Origin of the sequence: Lutibacter sp. (assembly GCF_041596795.1) — a bacterium.
GTDB lineage: Bacteria > Bacteroidota > Bacteroidia > Flavobacteriales > Flavobacteriaceae > Lutibacter.
This window is the reverse complement of record NZ_JBFHHX010000026.1, coordinates 1-16,364: the sequence shown is the minus strand read 5'-3', so window position 1 is coordinate 16,364 and position 16,364 is coordinate 1. Positions and strand designations below refer to the sequence as shown.

Here is a 16,364-nt window from a genome sequence, read left to right as displayed (position 1 = left end):
TGTTTGAAAATTATTAAGAACTGTCATTCTGAACTTGTTTCAGAATCCCATCATGCTAAATACCAAATTCAATTTTCAAACAGCCGATCTTAGTTTATAAATCAAATTTTATGCCTTGCGCTAAAGGTAATTCGGTAGTGTAATTTATAGTATTAGTTTGTCTACGCATATAAATTTTCCAAGCATCAGAACCCGATTCACGTCCGCCACCAGTTTCTTTTTCACCACCAAAAGCACCACCAATTTCGGCTCCAGAAGTTCCAATATTAACATTGGCAATTCCGCAATCTGAACCAGCAACCGATAAGAATTTTTCAGCTTCACGTAAATTAGTTGTCATAATTGCCGATGATAAACCTTGCACAACACCGTTTTGAATTTCAATTGCATTTTCTACATCACCAGAATATTTTATTAAATATAAAATTGGAGCAAAAGTTTCGTGCTGTACAATTTCAAAAGTATTTTTAGCTTCTGCAATGGCAGGTTTTACGTAACAACCACTTTCATATCCTTCTCCTTTTAAAACACCACCTTCTACCAATAATTTTCCACCTTCTTCAACCACTTTTTGCAAAGCATTTTGGTACATTTTTACGGCATCTTTATCAATTAATGGTCCCACATGGTTTTTTTCATCTAGTGGATTTCCAATTCGTAATTGCTTATATGCATCTATTAATGTGTTTTTTACTTGTTCGTACATAGATTCGTGAATAATTAACCTTCGTGTTGATGTACAACGTTGTCCGGCGGTTCCAACTGCGCCAAAAACAGCACCAATAATACTTATTTTTAAATCGGCGTTTGGAGTAATTATAATTGCATTGTTTCCACCTAATTCTAATAAAGATCTACCTAAACGTTCTGCAACAGTTTTAGCAACAATTTTACCCATTCTAATAGAACCTGTTGCTGAGATTAATGGAATTCGTTTATCGGTTGTTATAAATTCACCAACTTTATAATCGCCATTTACAATGCAAGAAATTCCTTCTGGCAAGTTGTTTTTCTTTAAAATATCTGCAATAATATGTTGACAAGCAATGCTGCAAAGTGGTGCTTTTTCTGATGCTTTCCAAATACAAACATCTCCACAAATCCAGGCCAAAGCAGTATTCCAACTCCAAACAGCTACAGGAAAATTAAAAGCCGAAATTATTCCAACAATTCCTAAAGAATGGTATTGTTCATACATTCTATGTCCTGGTCGTTCCGAATGCATTGTTAAACCGTGTAATTGACGAGAAAGGCCAACCGCAAAATCACAAATGTCAATCATTTCTTGAACTTCACCCAATCCTTCTTGTAAAGATTTTCCCATTTCATAAGAAACCAATTCACCCAAAGGTTGTTTTAATTCACGTAATTTATCGCCAAACTGACGCACAATTTCACCTCTTTGAGGTGCAGGAACTAATCTCCAGGTTTTAAATGCTTTTTGAGCACTGTTAATTACTTTTTCGTAATCTTCTTTTGTTGTTGCTTGTACTTTTCCTATTAATTTACCATCAACAGGAGAATATGAATCAATTGTAGTTCCACTTCCAAAGAAATTAGAACCAGTAGATGTTCCTTTATTTGTGTCTAAAACATTTAATTTAAGCAGTGATTTTTTAATGTTAGAAGTTTCCATATAGCGTATTTTATATAATTGGTTACAACAAATTTACAAATTATAAATGGCCTACATAAAAAAGCCGTTTTATTTTTAAAACGGCTTTCAACATTCAATATTTGGCTGTTAACCAAATAATAAACCAACTAAAACTTATAATTTAAACCTGTATAAACTCCTAGGTAATATGGCTGAATACTTCCAGAGTTTTTAGAAAAGGTATTTGTTTGCATTTTAAACATTGGAGAAACGTTTATATATAAATTTTTATGAATTAAATAATCTATATCTACACCAATATTTCCACTAAAATTTACGGATCTTAAATTGTTAGAAGATCCTAAACTTTGAGAAAAACTGCTAGTTTCAATAAAAACTTCATCTTTATTTAGTAAAAGTGTACTAAAACCACCAACTAAATTAACGCCAAATTTTCCATCGGTAATATTATATTTTAACTCTAAAGGAATTTCAACATATCCAAAAACTTGATTTAAGTTTCCTGTGTTAGAATTTGAAGCATTAACAGCAGTGTTTTTTGATGTTGACACTGCATTTCTTGACACAAGTGGTTCTGCAGAAAGATTTGAAAAACCAATAACTGAAGCCGATGGGTTTATATAAATATTGTTTGTTGTATATCCTAAATTAATAAGATTTACCCCAGATTGCACTGTGAATTTATTATTTAATTGATAGGCTAATTTTACTCCATAAGAATAGGACGAATTTCCAGATGTTGGATTGTTTTTAAATTGTGAATCTACACCAGATCCATCACCAAATGAATTGATATAAATTGGGGCAAATATAGTAGCTACGGTAAATTTACTATTCTTGTTAGCTGTTTTTTTAGTTTCTTCGGTAATATTAAAAGGATTTTTGTTGCTGTCAGAAATTAAAAACTTATTTAGTTGAAGTTTATTGTTAGCTGTTTTATGTTCTTTTTCATCCTCTAAACTATTTGCAGAATTATTAAAACTAGTTGCTTCTATAACTAAAGATTTATTTTCGGCATTTAAACTGTTATAATTAGTAGTATTTGAACTTTTGTTAACTGCTTTTTTTTGAGTAATAGTATCGGTTTTATCTGCCTTAATTATAGAGGTATTTTCAATTAAAAAATTTTTAGTAAAATCTATTTTAGGTAATAAATAAATAGTTCCAACGCTAAAAAGCACTACAAAAAGGGCTGCTATACTAGATAATTTTATCCAGAAAGGAATACGACGTTTAACGGGTTTTGCAATTAATTTTTTTTCAATTGCATCCCAAGACATATTAGGAGGAAATACTTCAAAATCTTTTAAGTTTTCCTGAAAAATTCGATCAATATTTTTGTAATCTCTCACTTTTACCTTTTATCTTAAACAGATTGTAGACCATTTTGATGAATCTCAATTTTTTGTTTTAAAATTGCACGTGCTCTTGCTAAATTAGATTTTGAAGTACCTTCAGCAATTTGCATCATTTCCGAAATCTCTTTATGAGAATACCCATCAAGTACATATAAGTTAAAAACCATTCTGTACCTATCGGGCAGCTCCTGAATCAAATTCAGTAAAAAATCTAAAGAAATTTCGTCATCATCAATATCAACAATTACCTCATCTGGAATTTCTTCTGTAACAATATTTAACACTGGTTTTTTTCTATATTTTAATAAAACAGTGTTTACCATAATTCGCTTTAGCCAACCTTCAAAAGAACCTTCAAAATTAAACTGCCCAATTTTATTAAAAATGGTAATAAATCCATCTTGAAAATTATCCTGAGCTTCTTGTTTGTTTTTTGAATACTTTAGGCATATAGAATACAACTTACCAGCAAAAAGTTGGTAAATCTCTTTTTGTGCCCTTTGGTCATTTTTCGCACATTGTTTTATGAGTTTATTTAAACCCAAATGCTAGCGTTTTAATTGTTAATAAGATACCTAAAAAGATAATAGGTTGCGTAAATTTACATTACTTTTGCGATGTTTCACAATTTTATGAAGAAAATAAGTAGTATAAAATCGAATAATTCTCTAGAATTTGAGAGTTTTGCTTTGGAAATATTTCAGTTTCAGGCAAAGAATAATTTGGTTTATTCCCAATTTTTAAAACTATTAAAAATCAATCCTTTAGAAATAAATAGTATTGTTGATATTCCTTTTTTACCTATTGAGTTTTTTAAATCACATAAAATAGTTTCATCAAATAGTAAAATTCAAGAAACCTTTTTAAGCAGCGGAACAACAGGACAAACGCAAAGCAAGCATTTTGTTACTGATGTTTCTATATATGAAGAAAGCTTTACCAAAGGGTTTGAGTATTTTTATGGAAGTATTAAAAATTATACAGTTTTAGCATTATTACCTTCTTATTTAGAACGAAACGGATCGTCATTAATTTATATGGCGAACCATTTTATTGAAAAATCTAACAAACCAAAAAGCGGATTTTATCTGCATAATTTAGATGAATTGGCTAAAAATTTGATTGAATTAGATAAAAAAGGCGAAAAAGTACTACTTATTGGCGTTTCTTTTGCATTGTTAGATTTGGTTGAAAGCTATTCATTCAATCTAAAAAATACCATTGTTATGGAAACTGGAGGAATGAAAGGAAGAAGAAAGGAATTAATAAGAGAGGAATTACACCACATTTTAAAAGAGGGTTTTGGAGTTGATAAAATTCATTCGGAATATGGTATGACCGAGTTACTAAGCCAAGCATATTCTAAGGGAAATGGAATTTTTGAGTGTCCGCCGTGGATGAAAATAATAACAAGAGATCCTGAAGATGCTTTAACAACATTACCCGAAGGAAAATCGGGTGGAATTAATGTAATTGACTTAGCTAATATTAATTCTTGCTCATTTATTGCAACACAAGATTTAGGAAAAACATACCCAAATGGAAGTTTTGAAGTTTTAGGACGTTTTGATAATTCTGATATTAGAGGTTGTAATTTATTGTTGTTAAAGTAAGTTTTGATATTTCAAAGCTTTTTTGTCATTTTGGAGTAAACAGAAAACCAATTTTAATCTCTGTTTAGATTCCTACTTTTGCAGGAATGACAATTATAATTATAGAATTACAGTTTAAACATTATACAAAAAAAAAGACCGCATTACTGCAGTCTTCTTTATAAATATATTTAATAAATTAAATTACTCTTAATAAAAAGTAACTCTTTTTACCGCGTTGTAATAACACAAATTTATCTGCAATTAAATCTTTTGAAGTAATATTATAATCCTCAGTCACTTTTTCTTTATTAACAGAAATTGCATTCTCATTTAAAGATCTTCTTACTTCACTATTAGATTTTAAAAATCCTGTTTCGGCAAAAGCAGGAACAATATTTAAACCGCTTTCAATAGCTGAACGCTCAATTTCTGCTTGAGGAACGCCATCAAATACGTCTAAAAATGTTTGCTCGTTTAAACTTTTTAAATCATCTGTTGTAGAATTTCCAAATAAAATGTTAGATGCTTTTATGGCATTTTCATACGCCTCAACACCATGAGTCATTACTGTAACTTCTTCACCAATTTTCTTTTGAAGAATGCGTAAATGCGGTGCTTGTTTATGCTCTGCAATTAAAGCCTCAATAGTTTCTTTATCTAAAAACGTAAATATTTTAATGTAGTTTTCAGCATCTTCATCTGATGAATTTAACCAATATTGGTAAAATTTATAAGGTGAAGTTCTGTTGGCATCTAACCAAACATTTCCACCAGCGGTTTTTCCAAATTTAGTTCCATCAGCTTTGGTAATTAACTTACAAGTTAATGCGTATGCTTTTCCTTGTGCTTTTCTTCTAACTAATTCAGTTCCAGTGGTTATATTTCCCCATTGGTCTGAACCTCCCATTTGAAGCACACAGTTTTTTTCTTTGTATAAATGGTAAAAATCATACCCTTGAAATAATTGGTAGGTAAATTCTGTAAAACTCATTCCTACTTCAGAATCAGCAGCAAAACGTTTTTTTACAGAATCTTTTGCCATCATATAGTTTACAGTTATATGTTTTCCTACATCGCGCACAAATTCAATTAACGAAATATTTTTCATCCAGTCGTAATTGTTAACTAACTCCGCTGGATTTTCAATATCGGTATTGTCAAACTTTAAAAAACGTGCTAGTTGTCCTTGAACTCCTGCAACATTTTTTGCTAATGTTTCTTCATCTAACAAATTACGTTCGTCCGATTTTCCTGATGGATCACCAACCATACCAGTTGCACCTCCAACCAAAGCAATTGGGTTATGACCAGCTTTTTGAAAATGCATTAAAATAATAATTGGCACTAAACTTCCAATATGTAAAGAATCGGCAGTAGGATCAAATCCAATATAACCAGTTGTTTTATTTTTTAGTAAGTATTCTTCAGTATCCGGCATGATATCGTGTAACATACCTCTCCAACGTAGTTCTTCTACAAAATTCATTATCAAAATTTTTAATTTAGGCAAAGATAAAATTTTACTTGTAGTTAACTGTTTAAACTATTAGTTTTTTATAAGTTTAATTTACAAGATAAACCAACATTTTTGCTATTTTCGTTTTATGATATTAGTTACCGGAGGAACAGGTTTAGTTGGGGCACATTTATTGTATCATCTTTCATTAGAAAATGATACAATTAAGGCTATTTATAGAAAAAACAGTGACTTAAATGCTGTAAAAAAAGTGTTTAGTTATTACACTAAAAATTATGAGCAGTTGTTTTCTAAAATTATTTGGGTTGAAGCCGATATAACAAATATTTGTCAATTAGAGAGTGCGTTTGAAAATATTTCAAAAGTGTATCATTCTGCAGCATTGGTTTCGTTTAATCCTGCAGATTATAAAGCAATGCGAAAAATTAATATTGATGGAACTTCAAATATTGTAAACCTTTGTATAGCTAATTCAGTTAAAAAATTATGTTTTGTAAGTTCTATTGCTACTATTGAAAAAATAATTGGTAATAAAATTATTAATGAGGAAGGGGAGTGGAATATTGAAAAGAATAATTACGGTTATGCTATTACAAAATATGGTGCTGAAATGGAAGTTTGGAGAGCATCACAAGAAGGTGTTGATGTTGTAATTGTAAATCCGGGTGTTATTTTAGGTGCTGGATTTTGGCATAATGGTTCTGGATTGTTTTTTTCTAAAATTTACAAAGGATTAAAATTTTATTCTAAAGGTATAACTGGTTTTGTTGCCGTTACGGATGTTGTTAAAATAATGATTCAGTTAATGAATTCAAACATTAAAAATGAACGCTTTATTTTAATTTCGGAAAACGTAAGTTTTAAAAATGTTTTTGATTTAATTGCTTTAAATTTCAATAAAAAAGCGCCTTCAATTAAGGTTACAAAGTTATTAAGTGAAATTGGTTGGAGGTTGGATTGGGTGCGTTCTGTTTTAACCAATTCAACACCATTGTTAACTAAACAATCTGCCAAATCAATTCATAATAAGCATTATTATTCATCAGAAAAAATACAAAAAGCACTAAATTTTCAGTTTGAGAAGGTAGACGATACTATTAAAAAAGTTTGTAAGTTGTATACTAAATAAGGTTATTTTACAAATGCACCTTTTTCAAGTTCTTCTTGTGGTTTTTGTTTAAAAGGTTTTTTATTGTTTGCTAAGGAGTCTTTTAGTTTTTTTTCTCCCTCAACTTTTTTTAATAACATTTCTAACCGGGTTTCAACCTCTCTAATTATTTCATTATACTCATCAACTTTTGTTGAGTAATAATAATTGCTTTCTTTAAATTGTGTACTGTCAATGTTGTACTTTTCAAAAACAAGCGGAAAATAATTAACTTTTCTTTTTAACTGTAAGTTTTTAACATTTTCAGCACCCGAAGCCAATAGTAAATCTGTTAATAGATCTACCATTTCCTTTTTTGGAATTAAATTATCGGGTTTTTTAATAATTGTGTTACTAGTACAATTAATTAAAAGAATACCTATTAAAACTATGGTAAAAAATCTATTCATTGGATCTGTTAAACTTCAATCGTTGTCCTTTTTCGGTTTCATTAAAAATGCCATTGTTGTACATTAAATGGCCATTTACAAAAGTGTGTGTTATTTTAGAATAAAAAGTGTCGCCTTCAAATGGAGACCATCCACATTTGTATAAAATGTTAGATTTTTTAACAGTCCAAGGAGATGCTATATCAACTAACACCAAATCGGCATAATATCCTTTTTTAATAAAACCACGTTTTTCAATTTTAAAAATAATAGCAGGATTATGGCACATTTTCTCTACTATTTTTTCAATAGAAATTAAACCGTTTTTATGCGCTTTTAAAATTGCTGGCAATGCGTGCTGTACTAACGGACCGCCACTAGGTGCTTTGGTGTAACTTTGTTGTTTTTCTTCTAAAGTATGCGGTGCGTGATCTGTTGCAATAATATCAATTTTATCATCTAATAAAGCTTTCCACAAGCCTTCTTTGTCTTTTTTGGTTTTAACAGCAGGGTTCCATTTAATTAAAGTTCCTTTTGTTTTGTAATCTTCTTCATCAAAATATAAATGATGTACGCAAACTTCTGCGGTAATTTGTTTTTTTGCTAACGGTGTTTTGTTAGAGAAAAGTGCTGTTTCTTTTTCTGTTGATAAATGAAAAACATGTAAGCGAGCACCAGTTTTTTTAGCTAGTTTAATTGCTTTTGATGAAGATAAGTAACAAGCTTCTTCACTTCTTATTTTATGATGTAATTCAACAGGAATATCATCGCCATATTCTTTTAAATACTTTTCTAAATTTGCTTTTATAGTTTTTTCATCTTCGCAATGTACTGCGATTAACATTTTTGTTGATGAAAATATTTTTTCTAAAACCTCGTCATTATCCACTAACATATTTCCTGTTGATGAGCCTAAAAATAATTTAATTCCGGCAACATTATTTGGGTCAGTTTTTAATAATTCTTCTAAATTATCGTTAGTTCCGCCAAACATAAAAGAATAATTGGCATAAGAAGTTTTTGAAGCAATCTCAAATTTTTCTTCCAACAAGGCTTGTGTTGTAGCTTGTGGTACTGTATTTGGCATTTCTATAAAAGAAGTAATTCCACCGGCAACGGCAGCTTTACTTTCGGTTTCTATAGTTGCTTTATGTGTTAAGCCTGGCTCACGAAAATGAACCTGATCATCAATTACACCTGGAAACAAGTATTTACCTTCAGCATCAATTACTGTAGTGCTTGAAGATTTTAAACTTATTGAAGAATCGATATCAACTATAAATTCACCGTCAATTAGTACATCACCTTCAAATATTTTGCCTTCGTTTACTATTTGTGCGTTTTTAATAAGTGTTAAACTCATATTCTTTTCTTTATGATTGCAATCCCTTTAATTTCATTTTAATAACTCCAAAAATAGCTTCAGAAATAATTGATCCGCTCATTTTTGATGTTCCTCTCTTTCTGTCGGTAAAGATAATAGAAACTTCTTTGTGTTTAAATTTTCTTTTCCAAGCATTAAATTTCATTTCAATTTGAAAGGCATAGCCTACAAACTCAATTTTATCTAAATTAATATTTTCTAATACTTTTCTATGATAACAAACAAACCCTGCTGTTGTATCGTAAATAGGAATACTTGTAATTATTCTTACGTATTTTGATGCAAAATATGATAAAAATAATCGTTTAAAATCCCAATTAACAACATTTATTTTGTTATTTAAATATCTTGACCCTATAGAATAATCAGCACCGTCTATAGCACAAGCATTGTACAAATTAATTAAATCGGAAGGATTATGCGAAAAATCAGCATCCATTTCCATAATATATTCGTATCCTTTAGCTAAAGCCCATTTAAATCCGTGAATATACGCAGTACCTAAACCATTTTTTTCTTTTCTTATTTCTATAAATAAGCGCGGAAATTCAGTTTGTAACTGTTTAACAATTTCAGCGGTTCCATCGGGAGAACTATCATCAACAATTAAAATGTCAAATTGTTTTTCTTCTGAAAAGACAGCCCTTATAATAGCTTCAATATTTTCTTTTTCGTTGTATGTAGGTATTATTACAAGTGTATTTGACATATAGCAAAATTATGCGCAAAGATAAAACAAATTATTCCTAATTTTGCGTTAATAATAATATCTAGGTAAATGTTTGAGGCAAGTAAAATAATTTCGGAAAATAACGATTGGATGACATTCGTTTTTCTGTTTATTTTGGTTCTTTTAACTGCCAATAAATTGTTGTTTAACAATCGGATTTTACATACGGGAACGCTATTTCTTCAAAAAAAGTTTTTATTAATTTATTTTGGTAAAGATAAAAGCGTGGTATTTAACTTGTTTCAAATTGTGCTTTTCTCTATTAAAGTTTTAAGTATTTCACTAATTATATATCATATAAATAATTATTTTAAGATAAATTCATCTTTAGAAGGGTTTGTTGGTTATATAATTATAGCTAGTTGTTTAACATTGTATTTTGTAATTCATTATTTATTAGGTGTTTTTTTAGCAGCCATATTAAATTTTCAAAAAGCATATAAAAAAGTTGTTTACGATAAATTAAGCTACTTTAATAACTTGATATTGTGGATATTACCTTTTTTAGTAGTGTACTCATACACAAGTGTTTTAAGAGTCCTTTTTTTTAACATATTGTTATTTCTTTTTATAGGTTTGCTAGTTGTAAGGTATTTGTTGTTATTGACAAATAATAAAAACCTAATTTTTAATAACATATTTTATTTTATTTTGTACCTTTGCGCTCTTGAAATAGCGCCCTTTGTGATTATTTTAAAACTAACCATTTAAAGACAAAATTGAAGTTTATGAAAGTGAAAACAATTTTGGTTTCCCAACCAGCTCCAAAAGCCGAAAACTCACCGTATTTAGATTTAATTGAAAAGCAAAAAGTTAAAATAGACTTTAGACCTTTTATTCATGTAGAAGGAGTTAATGCTAAAGAGGTAAGAGCTCAAAAAATTGATTTAAAAAATTACACTGCTATTATTTTAACTAGCAGAAATGCTGTAGATCACTTCTTTAGAATTGCTGAAGAAATGAGATTTACTGTTCCTGATGATTTAAAATATTTTTGTGAATCAGAAGCAGTAGCCTATTACCTGCAAAAATATGTTGTTTATAGAAAACGCAAAATTTATGTTGGTGAAAAAACGTTTAGTGATTTAGCAAAAATTATTAAAAAATACAAGGATGAAAAATTCTTGTTACCTTCTTCAGATAAATTAAAGGATATTGTTCCTGAAACTTTAAATGATTTAGGCGTGAAATGGGATAGAGGTGTTTTTTACAAAACTGTAATGAGTGATTTATCTGATTTAACAGATGTGTTTTATGATGTATTAGTGTTCTTTTCTCCTTCAGGAATTGACTCTTTGTTTAAAAACTTTCCAAATTTTAAACAAAATAATACACGTATAGCTGCATTTGGAGATTCAACAATTAAGGCAGCAACAGATGCTGGATTAAGTATAAATATTCCTGCACCAACACCTGAAACACCGTCAATGACAATGGCTTTGGAAAGATATATTTTAGAGGCAAATAAAAAATAATTTATAAAGTTATAGCATAAAAAAACCGAGTTTAACTCGGTTTTTTTTATGCAAATAAATTAGTATAAATATCGTTTACCGTTGCTACTTTTACTACTTTAATAGTGGAAAAAGGTTTAATTATTTTATTAAATTTTGAAATAAAAATTTTATGAAAGCCTAATTTTTCGGCTTCTAAAATACGTTGTTCAACTCTATTTACGGGACGTATTTCACCTGCTAAACCAATTTCAGCAGCAAAACAAAAATCTTGTGAAATGGCTTCATCTTCATTAGATGATAAAATGGCAGAAATTACCGCTAAATCAATTGCAGGATCATCTACTTTTATACCTCCGGCAATGTTTAAAAATACATCTTTTGCGCCTAATCTAAATCCTGCTCGTTTTTCTAAAACGGCTAATAACATGTTTAATCTTTTAGTATCGTAACCAGTTGCTGAACGTTGTGGAGTTCCATAAACAGCTGTGCTTACTAATGCTTGTACTTCAATCATTAATGGGCGCATTCCTTCTAAAGTAGCAGCTATTGCTGTTCCGCTTAAATCGCCTTCTTTTTGAGATATTAATATTTCCGATGGGTTTTCAACTTCACGTAAACCAATATTTTGCATTTCGTAAATACCTAACTCGGCAGTAGATCCAAATCTATTTTTATTAGCTCTTAATATTCTGTAAGTATGATTTCTGTCTCCTTCAAATTGCAAAACCACATCAACCATATGTTCTAAAATTTTAGGCCCAGCAATTGCGCCATCTTTAGTAATATGACCAATTAAAAGCACTGGAGTGGCTGTTTCTTTGGCAAATTTTATAAATTCTGCGGTAGTTTCTCTAATTTGAGAAATAGAACCAGGAGAGGCCTCAATATATTCTGTATGCAGGGTTTGAATAGAATCTATTACCACAACTTCTGGTTGCACTTCTTCTATAGCTCTAAAAATATTTTGGGTGTTTGTTTCTGTTAAAATTAAGCAGTTTGTATTGTTGCTATGTAATCTTTCTGCACGCATTTTTATTTGCGATTGGCTTTCTTCACCCGAAACATACAGTACTCTTTTTGGTATTCCTAAAGCAATTTGTAGTAATAAAGTAGATTTTCCAATTCCGGGTTCACCACCTAAAAGTGTCATTGATCCTTTTACCAATCCACCACCTAAAACTCTGTTTAATTCGTTATTTAAGGTTGAAATTCTATCTTCTTTATCAAAAGGAATTTCATTTATTTTTAATGCTTTATTTGTTTTTTTAGCAACGGGTGTTTGTTTCCAGTTTCTTATTTCTTCTTTTTGGATAACTTCTTCAACAATAGTGTTCCATTCGTGGCAAGAATTACATTGTCCTAACCATTTGGCGTACTGAGTACCACAATTTTGACAAAAAAAAGATGTTTTTACTTTAGCCATTTTTATATTTAAATTGAAAAAAGTAAATATACTAAGAAAAGAGCATTACTTCTTATACTTGTTGTAAATTGGAATTAATAAAAATGAAAGACCACCAAATAAAATAACCATAATGGTTTGTGCAGTCCACATAATCCAACCAAAAGCACGTGCTGGATTGCCTTCAACTTGGTATAAAATTAAAGCGCTTGCAACAAAAATAGGATAAGATCCCAACCCTCCATTGGTTAATGCCATACTTAATCCGCCAACTACAAAACCAACAATAATAGCCGCAAAAGGTAAATTAGTTGTTTCTGGTAATGCAAAAGTTACTACGTAAAACATTAGTAAATACATGGCCCATATAAATAGAGTGTGAAAAAGAAATTTCCACTTTTTTTTCATTGAAAAAATACTTTTTACACCATCTAACAAACCATTTATAAATTGTATTAATTTATGAATTATTGGATTGGTTGATTTTTGAAGTAATTTAAATGATGTAAATCCTAAAATTGGTAATACTACAAAAATGATGATTTTTGAATAAAAACTACTCTGTCCGTCATCTTTAAAAATATAACTGCTAACCAAATCTGTTTGTAAATAAAAGGCAACACCCATAATTATTAGTAACATAATTACATCGGTTACGCGCTCTGCAACAATGGTTCCAAAGGCTTTTTCAAATGGTATTTTTTCGTATTTTTTTATACTTGCAGCTCTGGCAAATTCACCTGATCTTGGTACAAATAGGTTTAATAAATACGCTATTAAAACCGTCATTATACTATTGGCAAGTTTAGGTTTGTAGCCTAAAGGTTCTAATAAAAACTGCCATCTGTATGCTCTTGAAATGTGGCTTAAAATTCCACAAAATAAAGATAATACTACCCACCAATAATTGGCTGTTTTAAATGATGTTTTAATAGAAAGTACATCGCTTGGCGATAGTTGAGATAAAGAGTACCAAATTAAAAATACTCCCAAGGCTATTGGGAGTATTAATAAAGTTATTTTTTTAAAATTTACTTTCAAATTAGGTAGTTAATGAATTATCATTTTCATTTGGGAAAACAAGTGATGGTTTAAAAGATTTTGCTTCTTCAAAATCTAATACTCCGTATGAAATAATGATAATAATATCTCCTTTGGCTACTTTACGGGCTGCAGGACCATTTAAGGTAATTTCGCCACTTTTTCTTGGGCCAGGAATAGCATATGTTTCAAGGCGTTCACCGTTGTTAATATTTACAATTTGAACTTTTTCTCCTTGAATAATGTTTGATGCGTCCATTAAATCCTCATCAATAGTTATACTGCCAATATATTGTAAATCAGCTCCGGTAACTTTGACTCTATGAATTTTTGATTTTACTACTTGTATTTGCATGGTGCAAAATTAATAATTTTGTGTTAATCTGTTAATAATTATAAACTTATATTGTCTATAAGTCTAATATTTCCAGCAAAAACGGCTAAAAAGGCTCTGTATTTTTGCTGTTTGTTCTTGTTTTTTATAGTTAAAAGAGTGTCTTCATCGGCAATTTCAAAATATTCTAATTCAAAAAGCGGATGTTTTTTAAACTCATTTTCAACCCATTGTATTACATCTAGTGCATTTTCTGTGCCAAATTTTATTTTAGCTTCTTTTAGTGTTTTATAAATAAAAGGAGCAGCACTTCTATGTTCATTTGTCAGTCTTGTATTTCTCGAACTCATGGCTAAACCGTCTTCTTCTCTAAAAATATCACAAGGAATAATTTTTACGTGAAGATGATTTTTTTCAACCATTTTTTTTATAATTTGTAATTGTTGAAAATCTTTTTCACCAAAATACGCTTTGGTTGGAGTTACAATTTCAAATAATTTTTTTACAATAGTACCAACACCATCAAAATGTCCTGTTCTAAATTTACCTTCCATTTGATGTTCTAAACCATCAAAATTAAAAGAAGTTGAAACAATACTATTTGCATAAATTTCTTGAGCAGTTGGAGTAAAAACTATATCACAAAATACAGATTTTAATAAAGATAAATCCGAATCAATTGTTTTAGGATAGTTAATTAAATCTTCTTGCTTATCAAACTGAGTAGGATTTACAAAAATACTAACTACTACAATATCATTTTCTCGCTTGGCTCTTTCTATTAAAGATAAATGACCTTTATGTAGCGCACCCATAGTAGGTACAAAGCCAATAGAAGTTCCTTTAGGAAGTTCCTTTATTTTTTGTTGAATTGATTTTATTTTAGCAAAAACTAACATATGCTATTTGTTAATAAACGTTAAAAGCGTGCAAACTTACATGTTTCAAGTTAAATTCTACATAAATTTTCGTAATTTTGCATAATCTTTAAAATAAAGAGTTTGATTATGAGAGATAAGAGAGTATTGATTGTTTCCTCAGAAGTTGTGCCTTATTTACCTGATAATGAGCTTTCTACAAGTTCTTTTGAAGCTGCTAAAATGATTCATGACAAAGGAGGCCAAACGCGTATTTTTATGCCAAGATATGGTTTAATAAATGAAAGAAGGCATCAGTTACATGAAGTTATCCGATTATCAGGTATGAATTTAGTAATTAATGATATGGATATGCCATTAATTATTAAAGTTGCATCTATTCCAAAAGAGCGAATGCAAGTTTATTTTATAGATAATGATGAGTATTTTAAAAGAAAAGCATTATTTACAGATGAAGAAGATAAACTTTTTGAAGATAATGATGAAAGAGCTATCTTTTTTGCAAAAGGTGTTGTAGAAACTGTAAAAAAATTAAACTGGTCTCCAGATGTAGTTCATGTGCACGGTTGGATGGCTTCTCTTTTACCTTTGTATATTAAAGAATATTATAAAGACGATGCTTTGTTTGCAAATAGTAAAATAGTTACTTCATTGTACAATAATGGTTTTGAAGGTTCTTTAAATACTGAATTTGCTAATAAAATTAAATTTGATAATATTAGCGACTCTAAAATTAATTCAATAACAACTCCAAACCATTCAAATATTTTAATTAATGCCATTGAAAATTCTGATGCTGTTATAAAAGCAAGTGAAAATTTATCAGATGAAATTATTAATTATTTAAAAACATATAAAAAACCAGTCCTAGATTACTTTCCAGTAGACGAGTTTGATAGCGCTTATACAAGTTTTTATACAGAACAAGTACTAGATCAGTAATCAAAAAAAATAAACAGAAATGTAAATATGGGTTTAAAAGGTTTACGAAAATTTAAAAACTTTGGGCTTTTAGCCCTTTTTGTTTTAAGTTTAATTTCTTGTGAAAAAGAAATTGAAAGTATTGGCGTAACCCTTATTGATAATGATGTTTTTGATAAAAACGTGTATGTTTCAGAAGTTTTTACAGAAAATGTGAACGTAGAAAGAGTTAATACATCGGGTGTTTCACAATTTTTATTAGGTGTTTATGGAGATAATGAGTTTGGTAATTTACAAGCATCAATTATTACCCAATTAAGTTTACCTTCAACCGGAGAAAGCTATGCAAATGGTTATGGAGTTGATACTAGTATAGATTCTGTTTTTATAAACATTCCATACCAATATTCCACCGAAGATAATTATAGTGATGGTAAGCCAAAATTTTCGCTAGATTCGGTTTTTGGAAATAAAGAAACTGCATTTAAATTGAGTGTTTATGAACTTAAAACCTTTTTAAATACATTAGATCCTAATGATCCTAGTAAAAGTGCAGTGTATTATTCCGATAAAGTTTTTCAAAAAGGAGATGAAGCATTGTATTCCGGAAACTTTAAAGTAAATGCTGATGAT

The 16,364-nt window shown here is 29.6% G+C and carries 17 protein-coding genes; 6 read left to right on the top strand and 11 right to left on the bottom strand.

Annotation, left to right across the window (positions count from 1 at the left end; translation table 11 throughout):
• Window positions 1–94 precede the first annotated feature (94 nt).
• The 3 genes from ABY298_RS05080 to ABY298_RS05070 form a co-directional block, all read right to left on the bottom strand.
• The gene (locus ABY298_RS05080) at window positions 95–1,636 is read right to left on the bottom strand and encodes an aldehyde dehydrogenase family protein (protein ID WP_372744927.1); all 1,542 of its coding nucleotides are present in this window, start codon (window positions 1,634–1,636) and stop codon (window positions 95–97) included.
• 128 nt (window positions 1,637–1,764) lie between these two features.
• Complete coding sequence (locus ABY298_RS05075) at window positions 1,765–2,970, bottom strand: hypothetical protein (protein ID WP_372744926.1); 1,206 nt, start codon at window positions 2,968–2,970, stop codon at window positions 1,765–1,767.
• A 14-nt stretch (window positions 2,971–2,984) separates the two neighbouring features.
• Entirely contained in the window at window positions 2,985–3,521 is a 537-nt protein-coding gene (locus ABY298_RS05070) for an RNA polymerase sigma factor (RefSeq protein WP_372744925.1), read from the bottom strand.
• Window positions 3,522–3,608: 87 nt separating this feature from the next.
• Here ABY298_RS05070 and ABY298_RS05065 point away from each other — a divergent pair, with 87 nt between their 5' ends.
• Window positions 3,609–4,589 (top strand): acyl transferase, encoded by a 981-nt coding sequence (locus ABY298_RS05065; protein WP_372744924.1) that lies wholly within the window; start codon window positions 3,609–3,611, stop codon window positions 4,587–4,589.
• 178 nt (window positions 4,590–4,767) lie between these two features.
• On the opposite strand, the gene tyrS is transcribed toward ABY298_RS05065, so the two are convergent.
• Window positions 4,768–6,063, bottom strand: a complete 1,296-nt coding sequence (gene tyrS, locus ABY298_RS05060; protein WP_372744942.1) for a tyrosine--tRNA ligase — start codon at window positions 6,061–6,063, stop codon at window positions 4,768–4,770.
• 112 nt (window positions 6,064–6,175) lie between these two features.
• Between tyrS and ABY298_RS05055 the strand changes: the two genes are divergently transcribed.
• Entirely contained in the window at window positions 6,176–7,177 is a 1,002-nt protein-coding gene (locus ABY298_RS05055) for an SDR family oxidoreductase (protein ID WP_372744923.1), read from the top strand.
• Between the two features lie 2 nt (window positions 7,178–7,179).
• Here the strand turns inward: ABY298_RS05055 and ABY298_RS05050 are convergent, their stop codons facing one another.
• From ABY298_RS05050 to ABY298_RS05040, 3 genes are read right to left on the bottom strand one after another with little or no spacing between them, the layout of a single operon-like run.
• On the bottom strand, window positions 7,180–7,605 hold the full coding sequence (locus tag ABY298_RS05050; RefSeq protein ID WP_372744922.1) for a DUF4296 domain-containing protein: 426 nt from the start codon (window positions 7,603–7,605) through the stop codon (window positions 7,180–7,182).
• The gene (locus ABY298_RS05045) at window positions 7,598–8,947 is read right to left on the bottom strand and encodes a dihydroorotase (protein WP_372744921.1); all 1,350 of its coding nucleotides are present in this window, start codon (window positions 8,945–8,947) and stop codon (window positions 7,598–7,600) included. The genes ABY298_RS05050 and ABY298_RS05045 overlap by 8 nt, the downstream gene beginning before the upstream one ends.
• Window positions 8,948–8,957: 10 nt before the next feature.
• Window positions 8,958–9,677, bottom strand: a complete 720-nt coding sequence (locus ABY298_RS05040) for a polyprenol monophosphomannose synthase (protein WP_372744920.1) — start codon at window positions 9,675–9,677, stop codon at window positions 8,958–8,960.
• Window positions 9,678–9,746: 69 nt separating this feature from the next.
• Between ABY298_RS05040 and ABY298_RS05035 the strand changes: the two genes are divergently transcribed.
• Both ABY298_RS05035 and ABY298_RS05030 read left to right on the top strand, forming a co-directional pair.
• Window positions 9,747–10,409 carry a DUF4271 domain-containing protein gene (locus ABY298_RS05035; RefSeq protein WP_372744919.1) on the top strand — a complete coding sequence of 221 codons (663 nt, stop codon included), beginning with the start codon at window positions 9,747–9,749 and terminating at the stop codon, window positions 10,407–10,409.
• A 17-nt stretch (window positions 10,410–10,426) separates the two neighbouring features.
• The gene (locus ABY298_RS05030) at window positions 10,427–11,173 is read left to right on the top strand and encodes a uroporphyrinogen-III synthase (protein WP_372744918.1); all 747 of its coding nucleotides are present in this window, start codon (window positions 10,427–10,429) and stop codon (window positions 11,171–11,173) included.
• 46 nt (window positions 11,174–11,219) lie between these two features.
• Here ABY298_RS05030 and radA read toward each other — a convergent pair whose 3' ends face one another.
• From radA to panC, 4 genes are read right to left on the bottom strand one after another with little or no spacing between them, the layout of a single operon-like run.
• Window positions 11,220–12,578, bottom strand: coding sequence for a DNA repair protein RadA (radA, locus tag ABY298_RS05025; protein ID WP_372744917.1), 1,359 nt, complete (start codon window positions 12,576–12,578; stop codon window positions 11,220–11,222).
• A 45-nt stretch (window positions 12,579–12,623) separates the two neighbouring features.
• Window positions 12,624–13,598, bottom strand: coding sequence for a YbhN family protein (locus tag ABY298_RS05020; RefSeq protein ID WP_372744916.1), 975 nt, complete (start codon window positions 13,596–13,598; stop codon window positions 12,624–12,626).
• 1 nt (window position 13,599) lies between these two features.
• Window positions 13,600–13,953, bottom strand: coding sequence for an aspartate 1-decarboxylase (gene panD / locus ABY298_RS05015; RefSeq protein ID WP_372744915.1), 354 nt, complete (start codon window positions 13,951–13,953; stop codon window positions 13,600–13,602).
• Between the two features lie 38 nt (window positions 13,954–13,991).
• Entirely contained in the window at window positions 13,992–14,831 is an 840-nt protein-coding gene (gene panC / locus ABY298_RS05010) for a pantoate--beta-alanine ligase (protein WP_372744914.1), read from the bottom strand.
• A 108-nt stretch (window positions 14,832–14,939) separates the two neighbouring features.
• Between panC and ABY298_RS05005 the strand changes: the two genes are divergently transcribed.
• Together ABY298_RS05005 and ABY298_RS05000 are read left to right on the top strand one after the other, a co-directional pair.
• Entirely contained in the window at window positions 14,940–15,752 is an 813-nt protein-coding gene (locus tag ABY298_RS05005) for a glycogen/starch synthase (protein ID WP_372744913.1), read from the top strand.
• Window positions 15,753–15,779: 27 nt separating this feature from the next.
• A partial coding sequence (locus tag ABY298_RS05000; RefSeq protein WP_372744912.1) for a DUF4270 family protein occupies window positions 15,780–16,364 on the top strand: 585 nt, incomplete at its 3' end.

Coding starts and splice junctions, on each gene's coding strand:
- ABY298_RS05080 (WP_372744927.1), bottom strand. CDS start 1,636: ATGGAAACTTCTAACATTAAAAAATCACTGCTTAAATTAAATGTTTTA.
- panC (WP_372744914.1), bottom strand. CDS start 14,831: ATGTTAGTTTTTGCTAAAATAAAATCAATTCAACAAAAAATAAAGGAA.
- ABY298_RS05065 (WP_372744924.1), top strand. CDS start 3,609: ATGAAGAAAATAAGTAGTATAAAATCGAATAATTCTCTAGAATTTGAG.
- ABY298_RS05030 (WP_372744918.1), top strand. CDS start 10,427: ATGAAAGTGAAAACAATTTTGGTTTCCCAACCAGCTCCAAAAGCCGAA.
- ABY298_RS05050 (WP_372744922.1), bottom strand. CDS start 7,605: ATGAATAGATTTTTTACCATAGTTTTAATAGGTATTCTTTTAATTAAT.
- ABY298_RS05055 (WP_372744923.1), top strand. CDS start 6,176: ATGATATTAGTTACCGGAGGAACAGGTTTAGTTGGGGCACATTTATTG.
- ABY298_RS05040 (WP_372744920.1), bottom strand. CDS start 9,677: ATGTCAAATACACTTGTAATAATACCTACATACAACGAAAAAGAAAAT.
- panD (WP_372744915.1), bottom strand. CDS start 13,953: ATGCAAATACAAGTAGTAAAATCAAAAATTCATAGAGTCAAAGTTACC.
- radA (WP_372744917.1), bottom strand. CDS start 12,578: ATGGCTAAAGTAAAAACATCTTTTTTTTGTCAAAATTGTGGTACTCAG.
- ABY298_RS05045 (WP_372744921.1), bottom strand. CDS start 8,947: ATGAGTTTAACACTTATTAAAAACGCACAAATAGTAAACGAAGGCAAA.
- ABY298_RS05035 (WP_372744919.1), top strand. CDS start 9,747: ATGTTTGAGGCAAGTAAAATAATTTCGGAAAATAACGATTGGATGACA.
- ABY298_RS05005 (WP_372744913.1), top strand. CDS start 14,940: ATGAGAGATAAGAGAGTATTGATTGTTTCCTCAGAAGTTGTGCCTTAT.